Annotated in this window: 12 protein-coding genes; 6 read left to right on the forward strand and 6 right to left on the reverse strand. The window is 64.1% G+C overall.

Features of this window, described 5'->3' with window-relative positions; translation table 11 throughout:
• The first annotated feature begins 229 nt into the window (after window positions 1-229).
• Complete coding sequence (locus tag FQ746_RS27420) at window positions 230-1,630, forward strand: GntP family permease (RefSeq protein WP_144112930.1); 1,401 nt, start codon at window positions 230-232, stop codon at window positions 1,628-1,630.
• Window positions 1,631-1,758: 128 nt separating this feature from the next.
• Here the strand turns inward: FQ746_RS27420 and FQ746_RS27425 are convergent, their stop codons facing one another.
• The gene (locus FQ746_RS27425; protein ID WP_144112931.1) at window positions 1,759-5,301 is read right to left on the reverse strand and encodes an ATP-binding protein; all 3,543 of its coding nucleotides are present in this window, start codon (window positions 5,299-5,301) and stop codon (window positions 1,759-1,761) included.
• A gap of 315 nt (window positions 5,302-5,616) precedes the next feature.
• Here FQ746_RS27425 and FQ746_RS27430 point away from each other — a divergent pair, with 315 nt between their 5' ends.
• From FQ746_RS27430 to FQ746_RS27450, 5 genes are all read left to right on the forward strand, one after another.
• A complete protein-coding gene (locus FQ746_RS27430) occupies window positions 5,617-7,254 on the forward strand; it encodes a PAS domain-containing methyl-accepting chemotaxis protein (protein WP_144112932.1) in 1,638 nt (545 codons plus the stop codon).
• 398 nt (window positions 7,255-7,652) lie between these two features.
• The gene (locus FQ746_RS27435) at window positions 7,653-7,904 is read left to right on the forward strand and encodes a hypothetical protein (RefSeq protein WP_144112933.1); all 252 of its coding nucleotides are present in this window, start codon (window positions 7,653-7,655) and stop codon (window positions 7,902-7,904) included.
• A gap of 349 nt (window positions 7,905-8,253) precedes the next feature.
• Window positions 8,254-9,246: a DedA family protein/thiosulfate sulfurtransferase GlpE gene (locus FQ746_RS27440; RefSeq protein ID WP_144112934.1), complete on the forward strand. Its 993-nt coding sequence runs from the start codon at window positions 8,254-8,256 to the stop codon at window positions 9,244-9,246.
• Between the two features lie 164 nt (window positions 9,247-9,410).
• Window positions 9,411-11,174: an FAD-dependent oxidoreductase gene (locus FQ746_RS27445; RefSeq protein WP_144112935.1), complete on the forward strand. Its 1,764-nt coding sequence runs from the start codon at window positions 9,411-9,413 to the stop codon at window positions 11,172-11,174.
• 101 nt (window positions 11,175-11,275) lie between these two features.
• The gene (locus tag FQ746_RS27450; protein ID WP_144112936.1) at window positions 11,276-12,481 is read left to right on the forward strand and encodes a winged helix-turn-helix domain-containing protein; all 1,206 of its coding nucleotides are present in this window, start codon (window positions 11,276-11,278) and stop codon (window positions 12,479-12,481) included.
• A gap of 18 nt (window positions 12,482-12,499) precedes the next feature.
• Here the strand turns inward: FQ746_RS27450 and FQ746_RS27455 are convergent, their stop codons facing one another.
• The 5 genes from FQ746_RS27455 to FQ746_RS27475 form a co-directional block, all read right to left on the reverse strand.
• Window positions 12,500-13,099 carry a LysE family translocator gene (locus FQ746_RS27455; protein WP_144112937.1) on the reverse strand — a complete coding sequence of 200 codons (600 nt, stop codon included), beginning with the start codon at window positions 13,097-13,099 and terminating at the stop codon, window positions 12,500-12,502.
• Between the two features lie 63 nt (window positions 13,100-13,162).
• Window positions 13,163-13,420, reverse strand: coding sequence for a hypothetical protein (locus FQ746_RS27460; RefSeq protein WP_144112938.1), 258 nt, complete (start codon window positions 13,418-13,420; stop codon window positions 13,163-13,165).
• Between the two features lie 105 nt (window positions 13,421-13,525).
• A complete protein-coding gene (locus tag FQ746_RS27465; protein WP_144113148.1) occupies window positions 13,526-15,658 on the reverse strand; it encodes a hypothetical protein in 2,133 nt (710 codons plus the stop codon).
• A 255-nt stretch (window positions 15,659-15,913) separates the two neighbouring features.
• Window positions 15,914-17,110, reverse strand: coding sequence for a betaine/proline/choline family ABC transporter ATP-binding protein (locus FQ746_RS27470; protein WP_144112939.1), 1,197 nt, complete (start codon window positions 17,108-17,110; stop codon window positions 15,914-15,916).
• Window positions 17,107-17,760, reverse strand: a complete 654-nt coding sequence (locus FQ746_RS27475; RefSeq protein WP_144112940.1) for an ABC transporter permease — start codon at window positions 17,758-17,760, stop codon at window positions 17,107-17,109. The genes FQ746_RS27470 and FQ746_RS27475 overlap by 4 nt, the downstream gene beginning before the upstream one ends.

Here is a 17,760-nt window from a genome sequence, read left to right on the forward strand (position 1 = left end):
GTCGCTGTCTCCGGCTATCGTTATTTCTGCTGTTGTCTCTATTTGGAGACGATGTTATCTCACGATGGAGATCTCCAAGAGGCTTTGCTCGTAGGGGTTTAACCTCATTTCCCCGTTTGAACGGCGGTTATGCGTCCCGTTTACGAGACGCTTGGGTACAATCGGCGCCGGGTCGTCGCGCCGGTGTCGCTAAGGCGTACAGATCGAACAATCAAGCTTTGGAGACTTCATGTCCTTTGTCATCGTCCTCGCCGCGCTGGCGTTTCTGATGTTTGCCGCGTATCGCGGCTACAGCGTCATTCTGTTCGCGCCCATCGCCGCGCTCGCCGCCGTTCTGCTCACCGATCCCGCCGCGGTCGCGCCGGTCTTCACCGGCATCTTCATGGAGAAGATGGTCGGCTTCGTGAAGCTGTATTTCCCCGTGTTTCTGTTGGGCGCCGTGTTCGGCAAGGTGATCGAACTGTCCGGCTTCTCGGAGTCGATCGTGGCCGCCGCGATTCGCTATATCGGCCGCTCCCGCGCCAACGCCGTGATCGTCGCGGTGTGCGCGCTGCTCACTTACGGCGGCGTGTCGCTGTTCGTGGTGGTGTTCGCCGTGTATCCGTTCGCGGCCGAGTTGTATCGTCAAAGCAATATTCCGAAGCGGCTGATGCCGGGCGCCATCGCGCTGGGCGCGTTCTCGTTCACGATGGACTCGCTACCCGGCACGCCGCAGATCCAGAACATCATCCCGACCACCTTCTTCAAGACGACGTCGTGGGCCGCGCCCGTGCTCGGCGTGAGCGGCTCGGTGTTCATCATCGTGGTGGGGCTGGCTTATCTGGAATGGCGCCGCCGTGCGGCAATGGCGACCGGCGAAGGCTACGGCACCAATCTGGTCAACGAACCGGAGCGCGTCGAGTCGAAGCAACTGCCGCATCCGCTGCTGGCCGTCGCACCGCTGGTGCTGGTGGGCGTCGCCAACTTCCTGCTCACGCGCTGGATTCCGAACTGGTACGGCACGTCGTACACCATCGCACCGGAGATCCTGCCGGGCATCCATGCGCCGGTCACCACGACGATCAAAAGCGTGGTCGCCATCTGGGCCGTCGAAGGCGCGTTGCTGCTGGGCGTCGTGATGGTCGTGGTCACCGCATTCGGCCGCGTACGCGAGCGTTTCGCGGTCGGCACCAAGGCTGCCGTCGCGGGTGCGCTGCTGGCTTCGCTGAATACCGCATCGGAATACGGTTTCGGCGGCGTCATTGCGGCATTGCCGGGCTTTCTGGTGGTCAGCGACGCATTGAAGAGCATTCCCAATCCGCTTGTCAACGCGGCCGTGTCGGTAAGTTCGCTGGCGGGCATTACGGGTTCGGCGTCGGGCGGCATGAGCATCGCGCTCGCGGCCATGTCGGATGTGTTCATCAAGGGTGCGGAAGCCGCGCATATTCCGATGGACGTTCTGCACCGCGTGGTCGCCATGGCCAGCGGCGGCATGGATACGCTGCCGCACAACGGCGCGGTGATTACGCTGCTGGCGGTGACCGGGTTGACGCACCGTCAGTCGTACCGCGAGATTTTCGCGGTCACGGTGATCAAGACGCTGGCGGTGTTTTTCGTGATCGGCCTGTATTACGCGACCGGGCTGGTTTGAGTGGGAGGCGGGAGGCGGGAGGCGGGCCGGATGCCGGCGCCGCCACCCGCGCTCGAGCGGACGGATCTGTCCGCTATACGGATCGACGTGCGCGGCAGACGCGCTAGCCGCGTCATACGCCACGCCGATCAATCATCGAGTCCGTAGTGCTCGCACAGCGCGTCGTGCAGGGAAACCGCGTGTTCGTCCAGCTCGGCGCTCCAGTGTTCGCTGGCTCTGCAGAGCGCTTGCAACTGCTGGCATCGGTCGACGAAACCGGTGTGTTTCACGACCAGAAACGCACCGCTCGCGCTATGCAGCCAGCCGGCCAACGCCCGCAGGTCTTCGGCATCGACGATTGCTAGCAGGCGCGGCAAGTCCGTGCGCAGATGCTCTTTGAGCATCGCGACATAACGCGCCTTGTCGTCGGGATCGAAGACGCTGGCGGGACGCGCATCCGCGACCCATGCGTTCTGCGCGTTCGCCGCGTCCCCGTCGCGCCCAGCCACCGCCGCAAGCAGAGCGGACTGCAACTCGGCCAACGAAGCCGGCTTGGCGACATAGCCGCTAAACCCGCGCTCGGACCAGTTTTCTTCAGGCTCGCTTTCGGTCACCGCGCTGAACGCGAGCACCGGCAACTGCGTATCCGGATGACGCCGCCGCAGTGCGGCCAGCAGTTCATAACCGTCCATCACCGGCATGTGGATGTCGGTCAACACCACATCGAAGCGCGTCTGTTCGAACAGGCTCAGCGCCTGTTGGCCATCCACGCCGATAGTCGGCACGCAGCCGAGCTCGGCAAGCTGCTCGACGATCAGGCTCTGGATCAGCGGATTATCTTCGGCCACCAGAATCGCAAGTCCCCGCAATGCAGGGTCCGCAGTCGTAGCAGCCGACGCAGCCGACGTTATTGACGCTGCGGGCAAACCCGTCGGCCCGGCGGAAGCGGTACTCGCATCCGCGCCGCCCTCCACTGCCGCTTCGATCGCCGATAAAAACGCGCCCCGGTTGAAGGCGCTCACTTCGAGCACCCCGTCGGCGCGCCGCTCGGGACGATGCGGGCCGGCACGCGTAATCCACACGGCGCCAAGCGGCCGCACCGCACGCAGGCTGGCGATCGCGTCGAGATCGTATTCGCCGGACACGATCATGAGCGCCGGACGATTCGCCTGCAGCCAGCTTTGCGCGCTCGCCACCGACGCCAGCGAATGTCCGACCCAACCATAACGATCCAGCCAGCTATTCAGCAGCACGCCGGCCTCTTTCTCCTGGCACAACACGAGCGCGCTGCCGCGCCGCGCCGGCTTCTCGACTTGCTGTGAGCCCGGCGGCCCGGCGAGCGGAATCGTCACCTGAAACGCGCTGCCCACGCCGACCACGCTCTCGGCCGCAATCCGTCCGCCCATCAGCTCGCACAGCCGCGCGCAGATCACCAATCCGAGTCCGGTGCCGGACGTCCCGCGCGACGTGCCGGCGTCGCCTTGTACGAACGGTTTGAAGAGCCGCGCCAGCAGGTTCTCGCTCATGCCTGTGCCGGAATCGGCGACCCGGAAGCTCAGCGTCGGGCCGCCGTGAACGTCGTCGCTCACGTGCGCCTGCAAGGTGATCTTGCCGCTCGACGTGAACTTGAAGGCGTTGCTCAGCAGATTGTTGGCGATCTGCGCAATGCGCATGCGGTCGCCGATCAGCGTGCGCTCGAGCGTCGGCGACAGCAGCGCATAGAACCGGATCGCCCGGTTGCCGTGCATCGGCGCATACGCAAGCGCGATGTTTTCGAATTCGTCGATCACGCTGAAGGGTTCGGCGACCAGCAGCATTTCGCCCGCATCGATCTTCGAAAAATCGAGGATGTCGTCGACCACGCGGCGCAGCGCGTTGGCCGCGATGCCCAGCGTCGCGAGCCGCTGCGCGTGCGCATCGAGCCCGGGCGTGCGGGCGAAGAGTTCGAGATTGCCGAGCAGTGCGTTCAGCGGCGTGCGGATTTCGTGGCTCATCGCCGCAAAGAAGTTGGTGCGCGCTCGCATCATCGCTTCGGAAGCTCGCTGCGCGTCGCGCAGTTGCTGTTCGAGCGCGTGCTGCGCGGTGACGTCGAGGATCGCGCAAAACAGCACGCTTTCGCCGTCGTAGCGCGCGGGAGCGTAGGTGAATTGCAGAAATCGCGGGCGGGTCGTGTTGTCATCGCTGGCGGCGGCGCATGATGGTGGCGGCTGATGCTGATGCTGCGCAAGATTCGGGGCCGGGGTCGGCGCGGGCACGACGAAAGCCGCGATCTGCGCGAACGCCGCCGCGCTCGGGCGCTCGGGCGTCATCGCCAAGAATTCGCCGACGATAGGCAATGGCAAGCGGCTTGCCCCGGGCTCGATCCGCAACAAGCCGGTGGCCAGCGCATTGGCGGTGAGGATCGAGTAATCGCTTTGCCGCACGATGCACAGACCGACCGGCGTCGCGCTGACCAGAATGTGATTGAGCGTTTCGCTCTCCAGCGCACGGGAAGTCTCGGCGAACGCGCTCTGCAGCAGACGCAGTCCGAACACGCGTGCCGTAACCGCGATACCCAACAGAATCAGCAAGGTCAGGCAGGCGATAGTGGCCAGTTGCCAGTCGAGCGCCACGATCAGCGCGCTCCAGGATAGCCAGCCGACCAGCATGCCGAAGCCCGGTCTCAGCGGCTCGTGAAAACTCGCGCCGAGGCGGCCGTAATGCACCACGTGGAAAGGCGTGATGGCCACCGCCCGCTGCAACGCGTCGGCGACCGGCGCCGTCAGCGGCGACGAAGCGACCACGATGCGCCGGTCGCCGCTCATCAGCAGGGTCGCGCCCGCGCCGTCCGCAGGGGCGACGCGCGTCGCAAGCTCGTCCAGCGGCAGGTTGATGACGATCAACGCTGTCGGTTGCCCGCCGCGATAGTAGGCGCTCACTGCGGAAATGACCGGCACGCCTTGCAACGGATCGCGGTACGGCCCGAGCCAGACGAGTTCGCCTCTGGCCGGCCAGCGTTTGCCGGTTTGTCTTTCTAGTTGGCTTTCGAGCGTGGCACGCAAGGTAGTCACGAGCGCTGCTTGCGGCGGTGGTGGCGCGGTTTCCGATGTCGAGGCGGAATTCAGAGCCGAACCCGAAACCGAACCGACCGCCTGCGCCAATGCCGGCAAGATTGCCGCGTAGTCGTCCGTCAAGCCGATCAGCAGCGCGCGCTGCCGCAACTCGAAAGCCTGCTGGGTAACCAGCGTCGACTGCGCGGCTTCGTAGAGACGTCCGAGCTTGCCACCCAGCTGCGCGCCCCACGCGGCGCGCGTCGCTTCGCCGACCAGCAGATCGAACTGCGCGCCGATCCCGTTCACCGTCCCGTGGGCCGCGCCCCGCTGCTCGATCGACTGCTGGAATTCGGCGGGCACGCCGCGCACCTGCTCCGTGCCGTCGTAGTAATCGAGCGTGAATTCGGCGCGTCGTAAAAACGAGGCCTGGCGCTGCAGCAGCAGCGAGATATCGGTGGCGCTCTGCAGCGCCAGCGTGCGCCGATATTCCAGTTGCTTCAGCCCGGCGACCACCGCCAGCACGAGCGCGAAAATCACCACGATCAGCATCAGCGACGCGATTGTCGCGAGATACATACGACGCTGCCGCTTCGCGCTCTGGGCAAGCGCCGCGAAGGCTTGCGCCAGCGATTCCTGCGTGCGATCGAGGATTTTCTGCATCACTGCGTGGGATGTGTTTGCGCAGGCAGACCGCTGCGAAACGGGCGGCGTCCTGCCATTTACCGCCTCTGCGGGACACGTAACGGCGCAGTGTAGTCCTTTTGCCGATGCGCAAACCGTCATCCAGCATAGGTCCGATGCGGCTGTCCGACCGGCATCAAGGAACCTGAGGTTGACGGCACGAAACGGACTAAACCTGAGTGGTTTAGTGGGAAACCCTAAAGCGCATAGGGCCAATTGCCGTTATGCCTTGCACGATGTACGCGACCCGCCGTCGCAGTCGGCACCGGCGAGTCGGCACCAGCAAGGAATGCCATGCGCAACAACCAGCCCGTCAGCGGGCACGAGTACGACTTCCCTTCTTCTCACATGCTGGTTTCCGCGACCGACCTGAGCGGTCGCATCCAGTATTGCAATCCCGCGTTCATCGCCGTGTCGGGTTTCACGCGCGACGAGCTGATCGGGGAACCGCACAATCTGATCCGTCATCCGGACATGCCGCGCGAAGCCTTTGCCGACATGTGGACGACCATTCGCGATGGGCGGCCGTGGACCGCGCTGGTCAAGAATCGCCGCAAGAACGGCGATCACTACTGGGTGCAGGCGAACGTCACGCCGGTCGTCGAGAAAGGCAAAGTGGTCGGCTACCTCAGCGTGCGCGTGAAACCGGAACGCGATGCGGTGCGCGACGCCGAAGCGCTGTACGCGCGGATGCGCGCAGGCCAGGCGCAGGGCTGGGCGCTGCGGCGCGGTGCGGCGGTGCGCACCGGTCTGCGCGGCCGGCTGCAGGCGATGCTGCGTCTGCCGGTGGCGACCCGCGCGGCGTTCGGCTATGCGGCCACGCCGCTCGCGCTGCTGGCAACCGGCCTCGCCGCCTGGCAAGGCACGCCGCCGACGCCGTTCTGGATGGCGGTCGGCGTCGCGACGCTGATCAACCTCGCGTCGTGGCGTGTGCTGAAGGGGCAACTCGGCACGCCGATCCGCTCGATGGCCGGTTTTGCAACCCGTCTCGCGGCGGGCGACCTGACCGCCGACCTGCCGATCGGCCGCCACGACGACCTCGGAGACGTACTCCAGGCGCTGAACCAGTTGAAAGCGAATCTGGCGGCAATCGTCTACGACGTGCGCGCGCAGATCACCGGCATGCTCGACAATGCGCGCGAGATTTCGAGCGGCAACGTCGATCTGGCGCGCCGCACCGAGTTGCAGGCCGCCTCGCTCGAAGAAACCGCCGCGACGATGGAGCAGCTGACCACCACCGTGCAGGCCAACGCCGACGCCAGCGTGCGCGCGCTCGATCTGGCGCGCGACGCCCAGGATGCGGCGGCGCTCGGCGGCCGCATCGCGGGACAGGTCGAGCAGACCATGGCCGGTATCACGGCGGCATCGCAGCGGATCGCGGACATTACTGGCGTGATCGACGGGATTGCCTTCCAGACCAATATCCTCGCGCTGAATGCCGCGGTCGAAGCGGCGCGCGCGGGCGAAGCAGGGCGCTCGTTCGCGGTCGTCGCGGGCGAAGTACGGATGCTGGCGCAGCGCTGCGCGGCGTCGTCGAAGGAAATCAAGTCGGTGGTCGAGGCGAGCGCCAGCGAAGTCGCGGCGGGCACCGAACTGGTGGCCCGCACCACGGCGCAGATGCGCGCAATCGACGAGGCGGTCGGCCGCGTGTCGTCGATCATCGTCGAGGTCGCCAATGCCAGCGGCGAACAGGCCGAGGGGATTCGCCAGGTGAACCAGGCGGTCACGCATCTGGATGGCGCTACGCAGCAGAATGCGTCGCTGGTCGAACAGGCCGCCGCCACGGCGCGACGTCTCGTCGACCAGGCCGACGTGCTCGACGAAGCGGTGCGGCTGTTCACCCTTGCCGATGCGCAGCCTGCGGCGCGCGCCGCCGCTTGGAGCACGCCGCAGCCGAAGCAGACCGAAGCAGCCGAAGCCGCATTGCTCTGACAGATCCGCATTAGCCCTACCTCGACAGCGAGCTATTGGCGCATCACGATCTACCTGGTCAGTGTCCGCAATATTTGGTAAGGACCGACTGACCCCAAGTAAAACGGCGTTTAATGGCCCGCCCTCTCACGGACGGGCTATTTTTTTGCCTCTGGGGTTGTGTCGCGTGGCGCTGGCCGCCGTCCTTGGCCTTCTCCCCCCGCTCCTCTTAACCGATTCGGGCGTCATCCGCATGACAGCCGGGCCGAAGCCGCGCACCGCCTCGGGGCACGAAAAATGCAGCTAACGTTGTCGGCAGTCGCGTTAAACTGATTGCCGAACGTGAACGCGGCGCGACAGACGGCATGCTTTCGTGCCCGTACAATGGCTCGATCAACCACGAAACAAGGACAACTTCGATGCGCACTACCGGGTCCTCCGGGTCAATGGCCCTGCTCACCGAATACGACGACGCAACTTCTCGCGAACTACGCTCGCTGCGCCTCGAATCGACAGAAGACGGCAAAGGCATTCTTCTGATCGAAGTCGACGAGCGCAAGCCAGGCATCCACCGCGAAGTGCGCTATGAAATCACCCCGGCCGAACTCATCGCGGCCATCCGTGCACATGGCGCCGAACTCCCTGGCGAGCAGCATAATCATCGGCAGTAAAACCCGTTTGCGGTGTGGCGCTTCGGGTTGAAACCGAACCTCCACATCGCCTGTTTCCCCTCCTGAGCGCCGGCACACCCCAATGCCGCGCGTGTGCCCGAAAGCAGCCGGGCATTATTTCCGGCCAGTCTCCATAGCGCGAAGTTTTAACCGGTCGCGGATCGTTCTAGCCGCGCGAATAATCCTTCGTGCAAATCGCTTCAACGTATTGCAATAACGTTATCCGCACTCAGATAAAGGGCTTGTTTTGTGCGGGTTTTGCACGTCTCGAAAATGCGTCCATAATCCCCGAATTCCTCTTCGCTTCGCCAACCTGCGCCGTACCCGAAAGGGCAGCGGAATTTGACCGATGCTACATGACCTCGTCGAGCAATATGGGCCGGCGCTCGTCTTCGCCAACGTACTCGCCGCCTCGCTCGGGCTGCCGGTGCCGGCGATGCCGGCGCTCGTGTTGTTCGGCGCCATGGCGGCCATGCATCCGGGTTCGGTCGGCACGCAATTGGCACCGGTTCTGATCCTGTCGATATTCGCCACGTTGATCGGCGACAGTGCCTGGTTTCTCGCCGGTCGTCTATATGGCGGCAATACGCTAAAGACCATTTGCCGCCTCTCGCTTTCCCGTGACACCTGCGTGAAAAAGACCGAACGCTTTTTCGGCCGTTGGGGAGTGCGCGTGCTGGCGGTGGCCAAGTTCGTCCCTGGCCTGTCGATCGTGTCGATTCCAATGGCCGGCGCCATGGGCACGCGCTATCGCACCTTTCTCACGTACGACAGCATCGGCGCTGCGCTGTGGTCGGGCACCGGGCTGATCATCGGCGCGCTGTTCGCCCAGCAGATCGACATGCTGTTCGGCATCGCCGGACGTCTTGGCCGCACGGCGGCTCTGGTGGTCGTCGTGTTGCTGCTCGCGTATGCGACTTATCGTTGGGTGCGCCGCCGGCAGTTGATCGCCAAGCTCGCGTCCGCGCGCATCGAAGTCGACGAACTGGCCGTGCTGGTCGCGGCGGGCAAAACGCCGGTGCTGTTCGATATCCGCTCGAACGAGAAGCGCAAGCTCGATCCCTTCGTGATTCCAGGCTCGGAGTTCGCCGACGAAAGGCAACTCGACGAGATCGTCGCCAGATATCCGCACGATCAGAAAGTGGTGATTTATTGCTCATGCCCGAATGAGATTTCCGCGGCATGGATGGCCAAACAGTTGAACGAAGCCGGCTTCGCCGACGTGCTGCCGTTGCGCGGCGGCATGGAAGCCTGGCGCGATTCGGGCAAGCCCGTGGATGCGCTGCCCAATATGCCGCCGCCGCATGTCGCCGTGGACGACGTCGCGCCAAAGGCCGTATAGCGCAGTCGTGCTGTCGTGCTGCGCGCCGTACGCTCGCCCCTTCGCCACGACAGTGGCGACCAGGCGCGAGCGTTGCACGCGCCGTTGCACGCGCCGTTGCCGCGCTCTCGCCTTCGTATCGAACTTATCAGAATGAAGCTGCATCAAGCTGAAGGAGCGGTTCAATGCTGTCGACTCAAGAAATAGACGCCGTAGCAGATCCCGACGTCACCGCCGTGGACGCTACGCGTGCCGTCGTCGCCGACGCGCCGTTTTCGTCGCTTTCCACCCGGATGCATCAGATGTTCCCCGCACTGACCTGCGCGGAAATCGACCGCCTGCGCCGTTTCGGCGAAGTCGGTCATTGGGAAGCCGGCGAATTGCTGTTCGAGACCGGCCATACCGGACCCGGCATGTTCGTGCTGCTGAGCGGCCGCGTGAAGGTGTATCAGCGCGACGGGATCGGCCGCGAAGTGCTGATCGGCGAACATGGCGCCGGGCATTTTCTCGCCGAAGTCGGCCAGTTGTCGGGACGGCCTGCGCTGGTCAACGGCATGGCGCTCGCGCCACTCGACGCGCTGCTGATTCCGCCGGACCGATTGCGCGCGCTGATCGTCGCCGAAGCCGAACTGGGCGAACGCATCATGCGCGCACTGATTCTGCGGCGCGTCTCGCTGATCGAAAAGGGCGCGGGCGGCCCGATCCTGATCGGCAACAGCAGCGACTCCCGGCTCGTGATGTTGCAAGGCTTTCTGTCGCGCAACGGCCATCCGCACTCCGTGATCGACGAACGCGACGAAGACGCGCTGCGTCTGATCGAACAATTCGGCGCGCAACGCGAAGACATGCCGCTCGTCATCTGCCCGGACGGGTCGGTGCTGCGTCATCCGAGCATGCCGGAACTCGCCACCTGTCTCGGCCTGCTGCCCGATCTCGACGATTCCGTGGTGTACGACGTCGCCGTCGTCGGCGCGGGACCGGCGGGCCTTGCCACCGCAGTGTATGCCGCGTCCGAAGGACTCTCGGTGATCGTGCTCGACAGCCGCGCGCCCGGCGGTCAGGCGGGCGCGAGTTCGCGAATCGAAAACTATCTCGGCTTTCCGACCGGCATCTCCGGCCAGGCGCTGGCAGGCCGCGCGTTCGTGCAGGCCCAGAAGTTCGGCGCGCATATGGCGATTCCGGTGCACGTCAAGGCGCTGCATTGCGCCGAGTCGCCGCATCGGCTGGAGCTGAAGTGCGGCGGCCACATCTCCGCGCGCGCGATCGTCATCGCGAGCGGCGCGGTGTACCGGCGTCCCGCGCTCGCCGGTCTCGACAAATTCGACGGACGCGGCGTGTATTACTGGGCGTCCCCGGTCGAAGCCAAGCTGTGCAAACGCCAGCAGATCGTGGTGGTCGGCGGCGGCAATTCCGCCGGCCAGGCCATCGTCTATCTGGCGAGCCACGCCGCCAAGGTGCACGTGTTGATCCGCCGCACCGGCTTCGAAGCGACGATGTCGCGCTATCTGATCGACCGTATCCGCTCGTTGCCGAACGTGTTCGTGCATCCGCAATCGGAAGTCGGCCGGCTGGAGGCGGACGATAGCGGTCTGTCGGCAGTCGGTTTAAAGAAGCCGCTACCCGACGGCACCGATCATATCGACACGCGCCATCTGTTCCTGTTCACCGGCGCGGATCCGAATACCGACTGGCTGCGCACGTGTGGCGTCGGCCTCGATGCGAACGGCTTCGTGCTGACGGGCTCCGCGAGCGACGGCGCGTCGGCCTGCGACCTGGCCACCACGGTGGAGGGCGTCTACGCGATCGGCGATGCGCGCGCCGGATCGACGAAACGGGTGGCGGCGGCGGTCGGCGAAGGCGCGGCCGTGGTCGCGCAGATTCATCAGATGCTGGCGGCGACGGCGGTGGCCGAAGGAGACGTCGCGGCGGCCGTGGCGTTGGGAGCGTAGGTGCGTTGGCGGATCGAGGTGAATGCGCTCGCGCCTGAACGCTCGAGCGTCGACGCGCTGCCGGGCGACGCAACATTGATTAACCACCTCTTCCGCCTCGCGTGATCGCGCTGCCGCTTTCCGCTGCACGCGCGCTGCATCTGGCCGCGCAAGGTCTGCTCACGCCGCCGCGTCGCAAAGCCGTGAAGGCGGATGTGCTCGACGCGATCCGGCGCATGGCGCAGTTGCAGATCGACACGATTCACGTCGTCGCGCGCAGCCCTTACCTCGTGCTGTTCAGCCGCCTCGGCGCGTACCCTCAGACGTGGCTCGACGAACATCTCGCCGAGGGAGCGCTGTTCGAATACTGGTCGCATGAAGCCTGTTTCGTGCCGACCGAAGACTATGGCCTGCTGCGCCATCGCATGCTCGACCCGAGCGGCATGGGCTGGAAATACGCCGCGCAGTGGCATGAGCAATACCGCGACGACATCGAGAAACTGCTCGCGCAAATCCGCGCGACGGGGCCGGTGCGCTCGGCCGATTTCGCGCGCGAGGCGGGAAAGGGCAACGGCTGGTGGGACTGGAAGCCGGAGAAGCGGCACCTGGAAGTGCTGTTCGCGACCGGCGAGTTGATGGTGGCCGAGCGGCGCAATTTTCAGCGCGTCTACGATGTGACCGAACGCGTGCTGCCCGATTGGAACGACGCACGCGATCTGCCGCCGGCGCATACCGTCGTCGACCGGCTATTGCTAAAAAGTTGCCGCGCGCTCGGTGTGGCGCGCGCCGATTGGGTCGCCGATTACTACCGGTTGCCGCGCCGTCCGTATCGCGATGAACTGCATGCGCTCGCCGATCGCGGCGAATTGATTCCCGTGCAGGTGGAAGGCTGGAAACAGGACACGTTCGTGCCTCGCGACTACGCTTCGCTGCTCGACGAGGCGGCCAACGGCAAGCTGACCTCGACGGTGACAACCGTGCTGTCGCCGTTCGATCCGGTGGTGTGGGACCGCAAGCGCGCCACCGCGCTGTTCGATTTCGACTACACGATCGAGTGCTACACGCCTGCCGACAAACGCCGCTACGGGTACTTCGTGCTGCCGTTGTTGAGCCGCGGCCGCCTGGTCGGTCGCGTGGATGCGAAAGCGCATCGCAGCACGGGCATCTTCGAGTTGAAGTCGCTGCACATCGAACCGGGCGTGCGTCTGAGCGCGCGACTCGCCGACGATTTACGCCGCGCACTGCAACGTTGCGCGGATTGGCACGCTACGCCGCACTTGCAGATCGGCGCGGGTCCAAAGGAGTGGATCACGGCATTGAGTGCGTGATTCAAACCATAGCGTTGTTCAATGCAGCGCCGCCCACGCGAGCGACAACGAAAACACGCCGAGCACGATGGACGCGCCACGCTGCAACTTCACGGGATTCAGCCAGCCGAGTTGACCGCTGCCGAGCGCGGCGCCGAACGCGATCCACGCCAGCGCGATCGGCGTTGCGAGGCAGGCGAACAGCAGCATCGCAAAGCCATACGCCGGCCAGTGAACGAACGCGATGGCCGGGAAAATGGTCCCGGCAAACAGCAGGCCCTTCGGGTTAAGCAACGTCGCCACGAGCAACGTGCGCAAGCCGATGCCCGGTTGCGCGGAATCCGGCAGCGCGACGGCCGCGCGCCACATATTCACCGCGAGATAGGCGATGTACACGCCGGCCGCCACACGCAACAACGAAGGCAGCCACGGCAATGCATGCGCGGCGTGCGCGAGAAAACGGCCCCACACGGAAATCGACACGAGATAGCCGCCCAGCTCGGCGACGATCAACGGCAACGAACGACGCACGCCCTGGCGCAGACCGGCCGCCGCGAGCAACGTGTTGGTCGGGCCCGGCGTAATCAGCACGACGACGATGCCGATGGCCAGCAGCGCGATAGCGGACACAGAGAGCATAAAAAAAGGTGCGATGTCGAAAGACAAAGCACCCTTTTATCACAGCGCGATGTGAACGCGACTTCAGCTATCCAGTTTCGCGCGCAATTCGCGGGCGGTTTCCAGCAGACCTTCGTAACCGGAGCGCGCGTGCTCGGGCAGATCGGGGTCGCCGACGAACGCGCCAAGCGTTTCGATCAGACTGTACAGAATGCCTTTCGCAGCACCCGTTGCAATACTGCCGGACGAGACCTGCTGATCGACATGAGTCAGCGCGGCGTCGAGATGATCGAGATCGGGGCGATCACCGGCCGGCGGCTTGGGCGTGAAGTCTTGCGTCATAAGAACCATCTCTCCTTTTCAGCACCGTGGACGACGATACTTTCACGCTTTTATATACCGATCGGGCGACGGCGTCCATTCGGGGTGGAGATGGGATGATGCGGGTCAAGGCGTCCACCGGTACATCAGGATCTTCGCGCGCGCATCGTCCTCCAGCAACACCACGTACTCGCCGTTCGCGCGTTGCACCGCGCTGATCCCCAGATAAACGTCCACCCAGCCGCTCGTATTGCCCACACTCGGGCCCGGCGTCATGAAGCCCACCGGCTGAGCGCTACGCGCGTCGTACACATCCACCTTCGCCGTGTACAACTCCGCGACGAAAATATAATTGCCCGCTACGGCCACACCGACAGTCGTAGTCTGCGGATCGCTCTGCGTATTCCAGGGCAACGCAATCGCATACTGCTGCGTCGGCGTGCCCGAGGACCAGTTGTCGTATCGCGCGAGCACGGGTCCCGCCTCCTTCCAATGCGTCGCGTCGTACGGAATCGCGCTCGTATATCCAGACAGATACATCGTGTCCGTCGCCGCGATATACACCAGTCGCGCAAGCCGCGTGAACGGCGCGGGCATCGCAAACATCGTCGCACTCGCGTACGTATAGACCGGATTGCCGACCGCATCCAGGCCTTGCAAAGGCATCTCGCGAACCCCGCTCGTCGGCGTCGCGAGCCATACGTTGCCTATCGTATCCACCCACCAGAAGCCATTGCCCACCGTACTGCCCGTCGCCGGATTACTGCTGATCTCGCTCGCGTCGACCACACCGTCGCCATTGCTGTCACGCCATAGCCATTCACCAAACGTCGGCTGCGCTGCCGGCCACGTGCCCGGCAGCGGATTCTGCGCCAGCAGGCCCGACGGAATCGCAATATCGCCATGCGCGGCATCGAAGCGATACACGTTCAGATAATGCGCGCCGGAGTCGAGGGTGTAGAGAAACGGCTGGCCGTCGAAGCGCCGTACCATCGGCTCGCCGCGCACGCCGCGAGGCTCGTGGAAGGCCGGGTCGTCGGGATAATCGAAGCGGTCCAGCGTGAAGGCCGTGTACGACCACTCCTTCCCCACCGGCTGGCCGTAGTCGAGCGTGAACCGCTTCGAGCCCGTGTACACCGAAGTCGGATCGGCCGGGTCGAACGCCGCGCTATCGACGAACACCAGACCGTAAAGCCGCCAGTTAAAAACATGCGAGCTGAAAACATAGCTCTCGAGCACCGCGCCCTGGCCGACCGTCGCCGAGCCAGGCGGTCGCGGTCCCTCGCCGTTCTGCGCGACATACAGATTGCCCGCAGGATCCACCGCGATCCCCGTGATTCCGTTGAAGCGCACTTTGCCCGGCACGCCTCTCACCGCATGAAAAAGCCCATTGCGCGTACCGATCGATACTCCCGCCTGAACCCGGCCACTGGCATCTTTGGTGTACACGAGTATCTGCTGTGAAGCGCCGTTATCCGCGACCAGAATCTGGCCCGAGGGCGTGACCGTGATATCGGTCGGCACCGAGCCGGCGGGCAACGCAATCGTATCGGCAAGCGCGGTACCATCGGCGGCGTAGTGAAGAATGCTTAGGCTTCCGGATGAGAAGCCACTTATCACCCATAACGACGAATCCGTGTCCACCGCAATTTTGCCCGGCGAACCGACTGGCCACGATCGCAACGGCTGCATCGTATTCGCGTCGAGCACGACGATCCGATTGGCGTAGGTGTCGGCCACATAGAGTTCGGTATCGGTTGCAGCCAGACCGCGCACGGCGGCATCGATACCCGTCGCGACCGTCTCGACGGGCAGGAAGCTATTCTTCGTCGCATTCGCGCTATTGCCGATGCCGCCGCTAAACGGCGCGCCGGTGGCGAGACTGGCGAGCGTGCGCCGCGTAATGCCGAACCAGGTCAGGTCCGCCGGCGGATAATCCGCGCCCACCAGCGCATTGCTCTCGTTGCCAATCGACATGGCCGCATACAGGTAGGTGTGATTCACCGCGACGGCATCTCCGCCGGCCGCCCCCCAGCCATGTGTCGAACCCGCCACTGCGAGCTTGTCGCCGCCGCGATACGCGGCGATTTCACTGCCGCTTTCGTCCCACGGCGCATTCGTGTAAACCGTGCCGTCGGCGCCGACGCCAATCGCCTGGATATCCTGCTGCATCCATTTGCCGTCGCCGAAACCGAAGCTGTTGCCGATCCACGAAGTCGTGTAGATCAGTTGCGATTGCGCTATAGCGTCGGCGGACATCAACCCGCTTAAGGACAGCGCGGCCACGCCGAGATGCAATAAAAGTTTCACGGCAGGACGTCCTTGCAATTAGGCGAAGCGCGCATCGGTCGATCGGCGTTTTTATCCTCGCATGGAAAGTCTGAAAATTAATTGGTAAAAAAATCGGATTCGACGAACAAAGCTCGAAACAAATTCGACGCGCATAAGATCGCGGCCATCGCTCCTTAACGAAGCGATGGCCGCATGGCAAGCGAAGCGATGAAGACGGAATCGTCAGCCGTGTTGTGCGTGTGCCTGAGCCTGCGCTTCGGCCGCGGCAATCGCCGGCGACACGATTGCCGGCTGCCCCGTCTGACGACGCGAGCGCCCCGAACTCAGATAGTCCGCGATCGAATCCTGCGTGACTTCGCCGACATAACGGTTATCGCTATCCAGCACCGGCATCCAGGAAGAATTGAACTGGTACATCTTCGACAACACGATGCGCAGATGTTCGTCCGCACTGACCGTGGCCTTGAACGGCGTCAGATGATCGCCGCATGTGCCCTGCCCCGCGCGCGCCGCGCGACGCGTCACGTAACCCAGCGCCTGTTGATGATCGTCGACGATGGTCAGATAGCGGTTGTCGCTCTCGTCCATCATCTGGAAAGCGTGGGCAATCGGCGTCTGAGCGCGCGCGGTTTCCGGTTGGGTCGCGGCGTCGCCGGCTTTCACGAGCAGCAGGCGCTTCAACGTACTGTCCTGACCGACGAACGCACCGACGAAGTCGTCGTGCGGATGCGCGAGCAACGTGTCCGGATGATCGTACTGCACCAGTTGACCGCGGCGGAACACGGCCACGCGATCGCCGAGCTTGATCGCTTCGTCGATATCGTGACTCACCATGATCACCGTCTTCTTCAACTGACGTTGCATCTGGAAGAACTCGTTCTGAATCGATTCGCGATTGATCGGATCGACCGCGCCGAACGGCTCGTCCATCAGCAACACCGGCGGATCGGCAGCGAGCGCGCGAATCACGCCGATACGCTGTTGCTGCCCGCCCGACAACTCACGCGGATAACGTTTCAGGTATTGCTTCGGATCGAGCGCGACCATCGACATCAATTCGGCCGCGCGATCGCGGCAGCGTTTCTTGTCCCAACCGAGCAGACGCGGCACCACCGTGATGTTCTCTTCAATCGTCATGTTGGGGAACAGACCGATCTGCTGGATCACGTAGCCGATATGACGGCGCAACTCCACTTCGTTCAGACCCGACGTATCCTTGCCGTCGATCAGCACGCGACCCGAGGTCGGCGCGATCAGGCGGTTGATCATCTTCAGCGTCGTGGTCTTGCCGCAGCCCGAAGGTCCGAGGAACACGCAAATTTCGCCTTCACCGACGGCGAGGCTCACCGAGTCGACGGCGCGCACCTGCTGGCCGTCTTTCTGCGTAAAGGTCTTGGTCAGTTTATCGAGTTCGATCATGTCTTCTGTACTCCCTTCGGTGTCAGCAAGCGTTGCAGCGCTTGCAGCAGCAGGTCGGCGACGATCGCGAGCAGACTCACGAGCACGGCGCCCACCAGCAGTTTCATCATGTTGCTCTGGCCGATCGCGCGAATGATCAGCGTACCCAGCCCGCCCGCGCCGATCACCGCGGCAATCGTCATCACGCCGATATTCATCACGACCGCGGTTCGCACGCCGCCGAGAATCACCGGCACCGAGAGCGGCAGATCGACGAGGCGCAGCCGTTGCCACACGGTCATGCCGATGCCGATGCCCGCTTCCTTGATGCCGGCGTCGACGTTGCGCAACGCGAGGTAGGTGTTGCGCATGATCGGCAGCAACGAGTAGAGGAACACCGCGGTAATCGCCGGCACCGCGCCGATGCCCTGGCCGAAGCGCGAGAACACCGGAATCATCAGGCCGAATAGCGCGATCGAGGGCAACGTCAGCACCACGGTCGCGATACTCAGCAACGGCGCCGCGAGCCATTCATGGCGATTGATCAGAATCCCGAGCGGCACGCCGACGAGAATCGCGCAACCCACGGCGATCCCCACCAGCCACACATGTTGTGCGGTGAGTTGCAGCAACTCGGGCCAGTTGCTGGACAGATAGTTGAATAGCGTCAT

Origin of the sequence: Paraburkholderia sp. BCC1886 (assembly GCF_900996245.1) — a bacterium.
Taxonomy (GTDB): Bacteria; Pseudomonadota; Gammaproteobacteria; order Burkholderiales; family Burkholderiaceae; genus Paraburkholderia.